This is a genomic window from Nocardia sp. NPDC058658, assembly GCF_042716665.1.
Classification (GTDB): Bacteria; Actinomycetota; Actinomycetes; order Mycobacteriales; family Mycobacteriaceae; genus Nocardia.
The window spans coordinates 185,817-197,516 of sequence record NZ_JBHXRR010000007.1 but is presented as its reverse complement, the minus strand read 5'-3'; the positions used below and the strand labels follow the sequence as shown (position 1 = coordinate 197,516).

General features: G+C 67.3%; 13 protein-coding genes and 1 tRNA gene. 7 read left to right on the top strand and 7 right to left on the bottom strand.

Features of this window, described 5'->3' with window-relative positions; translation table 11 throughout:
• Nucleotides 1-133 precede the first annotated feature (133 nt).
• Nucleotides 134-1,003 carry a M23 family metallopeptidase gene (locus ACFWUP_RS14105; RefSeq protein WP_379234159.1) on the bottom strand — a complete coding sequence of 290 codons (870 nt, stop codon included), beginning with the start codon at nucleotides 1,001-1,003 and terminating at the stop codon, nucleotides 134-136.
• A 267-nt stretch (nucleotides 1,004-1,270) separates the two neighbouring features.
• Here ACFWUP_RS14105 and ACFWUP_RS14100 point away from each other — a divergent pair, with 267 nt between their 5' ends.
• Together ACFWUP_RS14100 and ACFWUP_RS14095 are read left to right on the top strand one after the other, a co-directional pair.
• A complete protein-coding gene (locus ACFWUP_RS14100; protein ID WP_379234157.1) occupies nucleotides 1,271-2,317 on the top strand; it encodes an NAD(P)H-dependent flavin oxidoreductase in 1,047 nt (348 codons plus the stop codon).
• A 69-nt stretch (nucleotides 2,318-2,386) separates the two neighbouring features.
• Nucleotides 2,387-2,779, top strand: coding sequence for an SCO5389 family protein (locus ACFWUP_RS14095; protein ID WP_379234155.1), 393 nt, complete (start codon nucleotides 2,387-2,389; stop codon nucleotides 2,777-2,779).
• 103 nt (nucleotides 2,780-2,882) lie between these two features.
• On the opposite strand, the gene ACFWUP_RS14090 is transcribed toward ACFWUP_RS14095, so the two are convergent.
• Both ACFWUP_RS14090 and ACFWUP_RS14085 read right to left on the bottom strand, forming a co-directional pair.
• Entirely contained in the window at nucleotides 2,883-4,517 is a 1,635-nt protein-coding gene (locus ACFWUP_RS14090; RefSeq protein WP_379234153.1) for a long-chain fatty acid--CoA ligase, read from the bottom strand.
• A 111-nt stretch (nucleotides 4,518-4,628) separates the two neighbouring features.
• On the bottom strand, nucleotides 4,629-5,009 hold the full coding sequence (locus ACFWUP_RS14085; RefSeq protein WP_379234151.1) for an ArsR/SmtB family transcription factor: 381 nt from the start codon (nucleotides 5,007-5,009) through the stop codon (nucleotides 4,629-4,631).
• Nucleotides 5,010-5,081: 72 nt separating this feature from the next.
• Between ACFWUP_RS14085 and ACFWUP_RS14080 the strand changes: the two genes are divergently transcribed.
• The 4 genes from ACFWUP_RS14080 (at nucleotide 5,082) to ACFWUP_RS14065 (ending at nucleotide 7,911) form a co-directional block, all read left to right on the top strand.
• A complete protein-coding gene (locus tag ACFWUP_RS14080) occupies nucleotides 5,082-6,221 on the top strand; it encodes an acyl-CoA dehydrogenase family protein (protein WP_379234149.1) in 1,140 nt (379 codons plus the stop codon).
• Nucleotides 6,222-6,319: 98 nt separating this feature from the next.
• On the top strand, nucleotides 6,320-7,081 hold the full coding sequence (locus ACFWUP_RS14075; RefSeq protein ID WP_379234147.1) for a DUF1542 domain-containing protein: 762 nt from the start codon (nucleotides 6,320-6,322) through the stop codon (nucleotides 7,079-7,081).
• A 76-nt stretch (nucleotides 7,082-7,157) separates the two neighbouring features.
• A tRNA-Arg gene (locus ACFWUP_RS14070) sits at nucleotides 7,158-7,233 on the top strand.
• 30 nt (nucleotides 7,234-7,263) lie between these two features.
• Nucleotides 7,264-7,911 (top strand): Uma2 family endonuclease, encoded by a 648-nt coding sequence (locus tag ACFWUP_RS14065; protein WP_379234145.1) that lies wholly within the window; start codon nucleotides 7,264-7,266, stop codon nucleotides 7,909-7,911.
• A gap of 336 nt (nucleotides 7,912-8,247) precedes the next feature.
• Here the strand turns inward: ACFWUP_RS14065 and ACFWUP_RS14060 are convergent, their stop codons facing one another.
• A complete protein-coding gene (locus ACFWUP_RS14060; RefSeq protein WP_379234143.1) occupies nucleotides 8,248-8,481 on the bottom strand; it encodes a hypothetical protein in 234 nt (77 codons plus the stop codon).
• Nucleotides 8,482-8,563: 82 nt separating this feature from the next.
• Between ACFWUP_RS14060 and ACFWUP_RS14055 the strand changes: the two genes are divergently transcribed.
• Nucleotides 8,564-9,004 (top strand): NUDIX domain-containing protein, encoded by a 441-nt coding sequence (locus tag ACFWUP_RS14055; protein WP_379234141.1) that lies wholly within the window; start codon nucleotides 8,564-8,566, stop codon nucleotides 9,002-9,004.
• Between the two features lie 60 nt (nucleotides 9,005-9,064).
• On the opposite strand, the gene ACFWUP_RS14050 is transcribed toward ACFWUP_RS14055, so the two are convergent.
• The 3 genes from ACFWUP_RS14050 to ACFWUP_RS14040 are packed head-to-tail and all read right to left on the bottom strand — an operon-like array spanning nucleotide 9,065 to nucleotide 11,557.
• Nucleotides 9,065-9,709 (bottom strand): hypothetical protein, encoded by a 645-nt coding sequence (locus tag ACFWUP_RS14050; RefSeq protein ID WP_379234214.1) that lies wholly within the window; start codon nucleotides 9,707-9,709, stop codon nucleotides 9,065-9,067.
• 19 nt (nucleotides 9,710-9,728) lie between these two features.
• Nucleotides 9,729-10,874, bottom strand: coding sequence for a radical SAM protein (locus ACFWUP_RS14045; RefSeq protein ID WP_379234139.1), 1,146 nt, complete (start codon nucleotides 10,872-10,874; stop codon nucleotides 9,729-9,731).
• Nucleotides 10,871-11,557 carry a hypothetical protein gene (locus tag ACFWUP_RS14040; RefSeq protein ID WP_379234137.1) on the bottom strand — a complete coding sequence of 229 codons (687 nt, stop codon included), beginning with the start codon at nucleotides 11,555-11,557 and terminating at the stop codon, nucleotides 10,871-10,873. The genes ACFWUP_RS14045 and ACFWUP_RS14040 overlap by 4 nt, the downstream gene beginning before the upstream one ends.
• Nucleotides 11,558-11,700: the final 143 nt, after the last annotated feature.

Genomic DNA, 11,700 nt, shown 5'->3' with positions numbered 1-11,700 from the left:
CGCGGGGGGGGGGGGTTGGGGGCCGTGCCCGTTTTTCTGGTGGGTGTGCGCGGCCGCCTAGGTAGCAAGCAACGGCACCTGATCGACGGGACACAAGGGGCCGCGAACTCGAGCGCGCCAGCGCTCCAGAAACTCAGTGCGCGGAAGGGCCCCACTCCAGGGGGACGCCCTTGGAAGCCAGGTACGGAATCGGGTCCATCTTGCCGCCGCCCTGATCCCAGATCTCGAGGTGCAGGTGCGGGCCGGTGGACTGGCCGCGGTTGCCCACGGTCGCGATGACCTCGCCCGCGTTGACCCGCTGGCCCTCGCTGACCAGCATGTCGTTGACGTGGCCGTAGACGCCGGTGGTGCCGTCGTCGTGCAGCACGCGCACCCACAGGCCGAAGCCCGACGCCGGGCCCGCCTCGATCACGGTGCCGCTGGCGACGGACTTGATCGGGGCGCCGAGCGAATCGGCGAAGTCGATGCCGTAGTGCATGGCACCCCAGCGAGCACCGTAGCCGGAGCTGATCGGGCCCGCGACCGGACGCGAGGCCTGCGGCGGCGCGACCTGGTGCTGGATGCCCTGCAGCATGTCCTCGACCTGGGCCAGCGGGCCGGAGATCTCGGGGGGCAGGTTGCCGATGCCGAAGGGCGCGGCCACGGGGGCGGCGATCGGCGCGGCGACCGCGTCGACCGGCGCGGGGGTCTCGACGTGTGCGGAGACCTGCTGCGCGGCGACGAGGTCGACGTCGGCGCGGGCGGACTCGGGGGCGACCGATTCCTCGACGTTGTCGTCGTGGGTCGGCAGCAGCGGGGCGGCGAAGGCCAGCGCCGGGGCGACCTGGGCGGTCACACCCACCAGCGCGCCCGCGGCGACCGCGGCGGTGGCGGCGGCGCGCACCCGGTCGGTACGTGAGGCCTCGGCACGGTGCCTGCTCCTGCTCGGGCGCCGACCATCTGCGTGACCACCCAACAGGGCCTGCACGGACACGGATTCGGGGCCCACACGGTGCTGCGACAAAGTCTCGTCCTAGCGTCCGACAACAAAGGAAACGAAACCGATCGGCGATCGGTCCGGGGACCACCTGGGTGTTCCCCACTACCGAACTATGTGTAACGGTTCGGCATACGTTGTGATGGGAACTGTACCCGGCCGTGACCATTCCGCAACCTTCTGTCACGAAATCCCAGGTAGATGGCGTGTCACACAGTAACGATCGGGGCGTCTGACGCGTCACACGACACGTCAGTGGGCCTGAACACGGCCTCGACCGGCCAGACTCGACCCATGGTGATCGAGAACTTGACCGTCCCCATCGTCGCCGCGCCCATGGCAGGCGGCCCGTCCACGCCCGAGTTGGTGGTCGCCGTCGCGGCCGCGGGCGGGTTCGGCCAGCTCGCCGCCGGCTACCTCGGCACCGAGGCGGTGGCCGCGCAGATCGCGGCGACCCGAGCCGCCACCGCCGCACCGTTCGGCGTGAACCTGTTCGCGCCGGGAGCAGTGGCCGATCCGGCCGTCTACGCCACCTACCTCGCCGAACTCGGCGCGGAGTTTCCCCTCGGCACCCCTGAACACGACACCGACGGCTGGGCCGAGAAGCTCGATCTGCTGGTCGCCGATCCGGTCGCGGTGGTCTCGACGACCTTCGGCTGCCCCACCGCCGTGGAGGTGGACCGGCTGCACGCGGTCGGCTCGGAGGTGTGGGTGACGGTCACCTCGCCTGCCGAGGCACTGCTCGCCGTCGACGCGGGCGCCGACGTGCTGATCGCCCAGGGCGCCGAGGCGGGCGGTCACCGCGCGAACTTCGTCGACGACCCCGCCGACGACGCCGTGGACCCGCCCGGCCTGCTGACCCTGATCCAGTTGCTCACCGCCGTCACCTCCCGCCCACTCGTCGCGGCGGGCGGGATCGCGACGGGCGCGGGGGTGGCCGGAGTGTTGGCCGCCGGCGCCTCGGCGGCGCAGATCGGCACCGCGCTGCTGCGCTGCCCGGAAGCCGGCACCAACGCCGTGCACCGCGGCGCGATCGGGACGCCGGACCCCACGATGCTCACGCGCGCCTTCACCGGCCGTCGCGCGCGCGGGATCCGCAATCGCTTCCTCGTCGAACACACCGCCGACGCGCCCGCCGCCTATCCCGAAATCCATTACGCCACCGCGCCGTTGCGGGCCGCCGCACGCGCCGCAGGCAACATCGACGATGTGAATCTGTGGGCGGGACAAGCACATTCACTGAGCACCGGGCAACCGGCAGGCGAACTGGTCGCCGACCTGGCCGCCGACGCGAAAAGCGCACTCCGGAAAGCACTTTCGGAACGAATCCAGGGTTATTGACAACGAATTTCGTTTAGACTCGGACCTGGCATCGCGTCCCGCCGACCACCCCCAAGCAGGAGGAGAGCCATGTCCCTCGATGTACCCGCCGCCCTACTCGAACGCGCCGAAAGCGGCGATATCGACGACGCAGAATTCGTCGAATGTGTCCGTACCTCACTGCCTTACGCCTGGGAGGTGGTGAGCCGGGTCGCGGACGATCTCCGCACCGGCACCGACGAATACGCCGACAACCGCATCCCGCCGCCGGACGAGGTGGCCCGCGGTCAGCTGCTGCGCGCCCTGGCCTCCGACGCCATTCGCGGCGGCCTGGAACGGCATTTCGGCGTGAAACTGGCCTTCCAGAACTGCCATCGCGTCGCGGCGTTCCCGCTGTCGGCCGTCGGCGGGGAGACCTACACCCGCTACATCAGCCCGCGCGCCCAGCTGTTGAACCAGAGCCCGGAGCTTCGCAACTGCTAATTTGGCGGCTGGCGCCGCGGTTCGCGGCCCTTCGGGCCCCGATTAGTTCGCAGTACAGAAAAGGCGGGCGTGGAATTGCTTCCACGCCCGCCTTTTTCAGGTCCTACACCGTGATGACTTCCAGCTCCCCCTCGGCATACTGGGCGCGCAGGCGCTTCTTGTCGAACTTGCCGACGCTGGTCTTCGGCACCTCGGCGATGAAGGTCCAGCGCTCGGGCAGCTGCCACTTGGCGAACTTGTCGGCCAGGTAGTCGCGCAGTTCGGCGGCCTCGGCGGCGGCGCCCTCGGCCAGCACGATGGCGACCAGCGGGCGCTCGTCCCACTTCTCGTCCGGCACACCGATCACCGCGGCCTCGGCGACGGCCGGGTGGCCCATCACCGAGTTCTCCAGGTCCACCGAGGAGATCCACTCGCCACCGGACTTGATGACGTCCTTGGAGCGGTCCACCAGGGTGAGGTAGCCGTTGGGGCTGATCTTGCCCACATCGCCGGTGCGCAGCCAGCCGTCGTCGAACTTGTCCGGGTCCACCTCGGCGCCGGTCGGCGAGTAGTAGGAGCCGGTGATCCAGGCGCCGCGGACCTCGAGCTCACCGAGCGACTCACCGTCGTTCGGCACGACCTTGCCATCGTCACCGACCAGCCGGGCCTCGACATTGGCGGGAAAACGGCCCTGGGTGTAGCGGTACTCCCAGGCCTCGTCCTCGCTCACGCCCGCGGGCGCGTGCGCGACGCTGCCCAGCGGGGAGGTCTCGGTCATGCCCCACGCGTGCAGGATGCGCACGCCGTGCTTCTCCTCGAACGCGCGCATCATCGCGGGCGGCACGGCGGACCCACCGACCACGGCGGTGCGCAGGTGCGAAATGTCCTGCGGCGCAGCGGCGAGCGTGGCTAGCACGCCACCCCAGATGGTCGGCACGGCGGCGGCGAAGGTCGGCTTCTCGGCGGCCATCATCTCCAGCAGCGGGCCCGGCTGCAGGAAGCGGTCCGGCATCAGGATGTTGGCGCCCGACATCAGCGCCGCGTACGGCAAGCCCCACGCGTTGGCGTGGAACAGCGGCACGATGGCCAGCACGTAGTCGGAACCGTTGAAGCCCATGCCGTTCGGCGAGTTCACCTGCATGGCGTGCAGCCAGTTGGAGCGGTGCGAGTAGACGACGCCCTTGGGGTCGCCGGTGGTGCCGGAGGTGTAACACATCGCGGCAGCGGAACGTTCGTCGATCACCGGGAAGTCGAACTCGGCCGACTGCGCGTCGAGCAGCTCACGGTAGGAGTGCACCTGCACGCCCTCAGGCGCGGTGAGCGCGGCGGCGTCGCCGTTGACGACGATCACGTGCTTCACGGTCTTCAGGTTCGGCAGGTACTGCGCGAACAGCGGCAGCAGGGTGCCGTCGACGAGCACGACCTTGTCCTCGGCGTGGTTGGCGACGAACACCAGCTGCTCGGGGAACAGGCGGATGTTGAGCGCGTGCAGCACCGAGCCCATCGCGGGCACCGCGATGTAAGCGGTCATGTGCTCGTTGTTGTTCCACATGAAGGTGCCGACGCGGTCGCCCTCCTCGACGCCGAGCCCACGCAGCGCATTGGCCAGCCGGGCCGAATCCGCACCCAGCTCGCGGTAGGTCATCGTGCGGACACCGTCACCGGTCCAGGTCGACACGGTCGAGTCGCCCTGGAAAGTGGCGGCGTATTTGAGCAGTGTCGCCAGCGAGAGCTGGTCTTCCTGCATGGTGCTCAGCATCGGTGCTCCTTCAAGTCCCTGCCGTGGCATGAGCCACGTCACAACGGATGCTACCGAAAGGTTTGAGCCCTGCAATCGTTTCCTCCGACAACATTCCTGCTGGTCGGCTCGTCACCGCAGACCGGGCGGCTCCGTGTGCGGCGGCTGACCGTCGGGCCCTCTATGGTGCGACGGCACGCCCGGACCGGCGTGTTCGGCGTTGTGCACGGCGTCGACGACCAGGCTGCGGACGTGGTCGTTGTCGAGGCTGTAGTAAATGGTCGTTCCCTCGCGACGGGTGCGAACGAGCCTGGCCATGCGCAGTTTCGCCAGGTGCTGCGACACCGACGGACCCGGTTTGCCGACTCGGCTCGCCAGTTCGTTCACCGAGAGTTCTTGTTCGGCCAGCGCCCACAGGACTTGGACCCGGGTCGGGTCGGCCAGCATGCGGAACACCTCGACCACCAAACCCACTTGATCCTCGTCCAGGGGCGCGTGGGCATCTGCATTCATGCGCAGATAATAGATCCGCGCAGGCTCGCCTCGCCAGGATCGGCGATGTGAACGGCGGTTACTGTGACGAGCATGGCTGTTGACCGGATGCTGCCCACCGACGAGGCGCGCGAGCTGATCGAACTGACCCGCGATATCGCCGACAAGGTCCTCGAACCGCGCGTCGCCGAGAGCGAGAAGACCGGCGTCTTCCCCGACGGTGTGTTCCCCGCGCTCGGGGCGGCCGGGTTGCTCAGCCTGCCCTACCCCGAGGAATTCGGCGGCGGCGCGCAGCCCTACGAGGTGTACCTGCAGGTGCTCGAGGAGATCGCGAGCCGCTGGGCCGCGGTCGCCGTCGCGGTGAGCGTGCACGGACTGTCGTGCCATCCGCTGTTCACCTACGGCACCGACGAGCAGAAACAGCAGTGGCTCGAGCGCATGCTGTCGGGCGAAACCATCGGCGCCTACAGCCTTTCCGAGGCGCACGCCGGTTCCGACGCGGCCGCCCTTCGCTGCCGCGCGACTCCCGTCGACGGCGGCTACAACCTCAACGGCACCAAGGCGTGGATCACCAACGGCGGCCGCGCCGACTTCTACACCCTGTTCGCCCGCACCGGCGAGGGCTCACGCGGCATCTCCTGCTTCCTGGTCCCCGCCGACACCGCAGGCCTGAGCTTCGGCAAGCCGGAGGAGAAGATGGGCCTGCGCGGCATCCCCACCACCACCGCCGCCTACGACGACGCCTTCCTGCCCGCCGAACGCCGCATCGGCGAAGAGGGACAAGGACTTTCGATCGCCTTCAGCGCCCTCGACGCGGGCCGCCTCGGCATCGCCGCCGTCGCCACCGGCGTCGCCCAGCGCGCCCTCGACGAAGCGGTCGCCTACGCCAAGGAACGAGAAGCCTTCGGCCGCAAGATCATCGACCACCAGGGCCTCGGCTTCGTCCTCGCCGACATGGCCGCCGCCGTCGACACCGCCCGCGCCACCTACCTCGACGCCGCCCGCCGCCGCGACGCCGGCCTGCCCTACTCCCGCCAGGCCTCGGTCGCCAAACTCGTCGCCACGGACGCCGCCATGAAGGTGACCACCGACGCCGTCCAGGTCTTCGGCGGCTACGGCTACACCCAGGACTTCCCCGTCGAGCGGTACATGCGCGAAGCGAAGGTCATGCAGATCTTCGAGGGGACCAACCAGATCCAGCGCCTGGTAATCGCCCGCCACCTCGCGGGGTAGCTATCTCGCAACGCGCTGATCAACACGGGTCAGCGCGTTAGGGCAACTGATCAGTAAACTGGACGGCATCTCGACACCTCGACGAAATGAGGCGCGCGATGCTGTGGTGGTTGGTCGTGATCGTGATCGTGTGCGTCGGCGCTCTGCTGTACCTGCGTGCCGAACAGAACAAGCGCAACGCGCGCGAACTCGAGGAGGCCCAAGCCGACGCGAGGGTGACGATCGAACGCCTCGGCGGCCAGGTCTACCAGCTGACCCCCCGCAACGAAGCCGCCCGTCAGGCCCTTGCCGACGCCTCCGAGCGCTACAACGCCGCGGGCGGCCAGATCGACCGCGCCAACTCCCCCACCCAAGCCCGCCTGGCCAAACAATCCGCCCTCGAAGGCCTCTACTACATCAGCGCCGCCCGCACCGCGATGAACATGGACCCCGGCCCCCCGATCCCCACCATCGACGGCCAGGACATCGCAGGCCAGGTCGACGAAAAGCGCACGGTAGCCCACAACGGCCGCACCATCACCGCCTCCCCCACCCCCTCCGCGGGCACCCCCAACTACTTCCCCGGCGGTCGTGTCGCAGGCCGCCCCGTCCCCGCAGGCTGGTACTCCGAGCCTTGGTGGAAGCCCGCCCTGATCGCCGGAGCCTGGGGAGCGGGATCGGTACTGCTGTTCACGACGCTGTTCGCCGGCATGGGCGGTGTCGGCTACGACGCCCAAGCCTTCGAGGACGGCACCGGCGAAGCGGCCCTCGCCCCTGGCTACGACCAGCCCGGATCCGCCCCCGGCAACCCGGATCCCGGTTTCGACAACACCGGCGGTTTCGACACCGGCAGCAGCGGCGGCGGTTTCGACGCCTTCTGACCACCCGCCCCCAACAGGCCGACGCCACCGAGCCCGACCCCACGCTATACTCAGCTCGGCCAGCCGAGGCTGGCGCGCCTTCGTAGCTCAGGGGATAGAGCAACCCTCTCCTAAAGGGTAGGTCGCAGGTTCGAATCCTGCCGAGGGCACCAGAGTTCGCCTGGTGCGAGGAGAAGATGACGATGTCGAATCCGTCAACGGAGTTCCCCCCGCTGCCCGACCGCATGACGTGGGCCGAGTTGAGCGCCCTACCACCTGACCAGTCGGAACGCATCGAACTGATCAAAGGGCACCCGGTATGGGTACGGACCGGCCCACCAGAACACCAACGCTTCGCCACTCGCCTACGTAACGCACTGGAGAACTCGGCCAGGCGCAGCATGCGCGCCCGCCCAGGCGAATGCTGGCAGGTCGACACTGAGACCAATGTCTTCCTGAGTCGCGCCAAGGACGACTTCCTCACCCCGGACTTCATGGTCTACCGCTGCCCCGACGAGCCGTGGACGCCGATCTTCGCCGAGGACGTCGTCATCGTCGGCGAAGTGCTCTCCCCGTCCAACCACATCGGCCAGATGCTCACGAAACAAGCCCGCTACGCCGAAGCCGGGATCAGCGAGTACTGGGAGGTGCTGCTGGACCGGGAAGGCCGGCGCATCGACACCATCTTGACCTACGTCTTGGCGACGCCCACCGGCCTACCAGTGGGCGTCACGCCTTTGCGTCCGCGCCAGTACGCCCTGGTCAGCGAATGGTCACCCACCGTCCATCCCGAGGTCGAGCTGAACCACCCGTTCCCCCTCACCCTCAGCTGGACCGACCTCGAATATTGAGCACCCTCGCCATTTCGGGTGGGTCACAGGTTCGAATCCTGCCAAGGGCACAAAACCTGCACCGCATTTGCGCAGGCCAGAACAATTCGGACGATTTCAGATGCCAGAGGGCGAACAAAACCCCCAGGTGACGGGTGTCAGGTTGGCGCCCGGGGGTGTTATCTGCCGTTGATCTCCGCGATGAGCTCGGCATTAGTCAGCTTGAGCACCTGGTAGTGGTGACGAGCGACGCGCCGCGCCTTCCGCAGGGCAAGCTTGAAATTGGCGAATTCGCTTGTACTGCTGCCACATACACGCGAGCCGGGGCCGTCATACGAGGTGGTGGCTGGGTTCACATTAGTCTTCCATATTGTGGCGGCTGGAATTGGTCGCGAAGTTCTGTCGGTGGTAACCGATTCGCTTCCCTTCGGGAAGACCGGCATCGCTGCGGCCGAGCCTGGCGGCTGCGCCGAAAGTGATTATCGCTCTGAAGCTTTCGGGCGTCTGGCTGGGAATGACCAACAACTGGCCTTCGCTGCGGTAGAGGGTGACTCGGTGCGACATGGTTCTCCAGTTCTGATTGCTGGCCACCGGGTAGTGCGGCTATCGCCGATGGCCTATGGTCGTGCTCGCGTTCGTCTCGAACGCGTCGAGAGAGAGGTTCGAAATGGCTGTGGCCAGCACTGAAAGGCACACCCTCATCGGGGATGTGCATCTTCTGCTCACCGACGAGCAAGGCCGAATCCTGTTCGGCCGCCGAGCGGGCACCGGGTACGCCGATGGCGCGTTCCATCCGCCGTCTGGGCATCTCGAAGCCGAGGAATCGGTGGTCGAGGCGCTTCGGCGTGAAGCCGCTGAGGAGATCGGCGTACAGATCGCACCTGACGACGTCGAGTTCGCCCACGTCATGCACAACAGCTCGTCCGGTGGTCGAGTCGCGTTCTTCTTCCACGTTCGCCAGTGGGAAGGCGAGCCGACCAACATGGAACCCGACAAATGTGACGCGCTCACATGGTTCGCCGCCGACGCGCTGCCAGCGCAGATGATCCCCTACTGCCGAGAAGCGTTAAGCCACATCGTCTCCGGGAAGTCGATGTCGGTCTACGGCTGGTAGTTCGGTGACGGTGGGGACCGCTTCCTCTCTCTCGTCGGTCCCCACCGTCGCTAGACCTCGTCAGACGAGCTGCCACTCATCAAGCGAGGCGATCAACTCCCTGAGCCGCCGCGCCGACATCCGTTTCTTCGCGGCGGCGTCGGAAGGTTCTGTCATCGCGCCGTACTGCCACCAGGAAGCGCCCGTCTTGGCATCCATGACCAGGAACCGGTCCTTGATCGCCGGACCGCGTAAGACCAGGGACACGGTGCCGGGTTCCGCAACCACGGCGTGAATAGCGCTGTGGTGCAGCGCGTAACTGGTCCCGACTCGTTCCTGGCGCACGTGTATCGCGCGCAGGCCCGCGACATCTATCTCGGTGCCGAGTTCAGCTTCCCCGTAGAGCCGGTGTCGGTAGTGACCGCGCAGGATGTGGCTGGCGTAGGTCCAGCGGTGGTTGTGGGGGCGGTCGTGGTAGCCGGGACCGAAGATGTGCAGGCGTAGCCGGACGCCGGACTGCAGGTCGTCGTGCAGGACGATCTTGTCCAAGATGTCGTAGTGCTCACACAGCGCGGTGAGGTCGGGGTTGTCGGTTACGGCGTTCAACGCCCGACGAAGCAGGTATTTCTGGGTGGTGAGCAGCTCGAAGGACTTGCGGCTGGCTGCCTCGACGACGTCGACGTCGTTCCAGTCCAGCTCACGCAGGGGTTCGATGACGTTTTCCATGGTGTGCACTGGGGGTCTCCTATTCGGGTTTCGCGCTGGATTTCCACAGCCGACAGACCGGCACGATGTCGGGGTAGGCCGAGCACGACGAGGCACCCATGACCAGTTCTTCTGCCGGGCAGCCGCCCAGGCAGGCCGAGGCTTTGCACCCGCCGCAGGCGCTGTTGACCAGGGGCTGGGTGAACAGGTCGAACTCGTTGATCTCGCTGTCGCGGTTGAGCAGGACTTGTCCGTCGCGCATGGTGGCGTAGTTGGTGTCGGTGTCGAACAGGTAGCTGCACACATAGCAGCGGCCATCAGGGAAGATCGAGATCCGGTCCAGGGTGCGTCCGATACAGCCCTGGTAGCCCTCCCCGGCGTAGCGGTCCATCTGGTCACGACGGGCGTAGGTCGGCTGGAACCACACTCGCGAGTTATATTGCGGCGCAACCTGTTCGAGCCGGTCGCAGAAGCTCACCCATTCGATCGGGTTCATCGCCATATCGGCGTTGCCGTGACCGGTGCCGATGGTGGAGAACACGTGGAACTTGACCAGGCTCGCGCCGATATCGTCGGCAATGTCGAGCAGCCGCAGGACATCACCCTCGTTGGCTTTGTTGACCGTGCAGATGATGCGGGTGTCGAACCCGCGCTCGCACAACTCCGCGCTGGTCTGCATCGCCTGGTCGAACGTGCCTTCGCCGCGCACCGTGTCGTGGGTGGCCGCGCTGCCGCCGTCCATGCTGACCTGGACGTAGGCGAAGTCGTCGGGTGTGAGCTGGGAGAACTTCTTACGTGCGATCGTCTGGGCGTTGGTGGTGGTGATGACGTGGCCGTAGCCGATGGCTCTGGCCGCGCGGATGGCGTCGATGTACCAGGGGTGCAGGGTCGGCTCACCGCCGAGGATGGTGAGCTTGTCGCCGCCGAGCTGCCGCCAGGTGGTGAGGGTGTCGACGATCTGCTGCGGGGTCATCTTCAACGCCCGGTCGAGCCGCTCGCCCATGTAGCAGTGCTCGCACCGCAACTGGCATGCCTCGGTGATGTAGAGGTAGACGTTGCGGAATCGGCCATAGGAGACCTTGTCGACACGATGTGGTTCGCGCTGCCCGGCGTTGCGCGGCATCCGGGCGTGGCCGTAGGTGTCGGGCCGGAAAGTCGGGACTCCCAGAGGGGTTGTGCTGGTCATGCGGTGGTGCTCCTCACGATGAGCAGGGGCTCGACGATCCGCGCGAGGGTCGCGGCGTCGTCGGCGGCGTCGACGGAGTTGGTGGGGATGCCCGCACGGTCGAACGCGGTACGCACGTCCCCGACCGTGTCGTCGTGGCGTCGGCTGCGGGCAGCGAACAGCGAGGGGGCATCGCCTCGCCGCGGGTACAGCAGTGAGCCACAGCTCCCGCAGGTCCATCCGCCGAACGTCGATGCGGTAGCGGGCAGGCGCGGATCGGCGGCCGGATCGCGCTCACATCGGTGGCAGACTCGACGTGCTCGCGCCCTCTTGCGTCGGGCCGGCGCGTCGAGCACGAGCTCGACCGGCTCGACGGCACAGCCAGGTGCGAGCGCCCGCGCTATCTCGAGCAGCGCCGCTACCTGCTGGCCGGTGCCGGGATAGTTGTCCAGGAGCACCGTGCGGATCCGGGAGTCCGTGGCCACGGTACTCAGGTACCGGCGAACTGCCGGACTGACGACGTCATCGGCGATCCAGCCGAGGTCTCGTGGGCCGTGGCTGGCGGTCTGCCTGACCACCTCGGGTGGCACGTGTTCGCGCAGTCTGAACACATGCCGGTCGGGATTCTTGCCCAGCGCCAGCGTGAGCGTTGTCTTTCCGGATGCCGGTGGCCCGAGGATCGGCACCAACAGTGATATCGCCATGTCGCCCCTTCCGCAGGATTGATATCGAGCACACCGACGATCGCCGCGCCGAGCGCGAATTGGCTATACACACAACGAGTCTCGTGAATTCCTGCGTATGCAGAAGATGCATATGGGCTGGGTAGAGCCGGTGGTACCGTCGG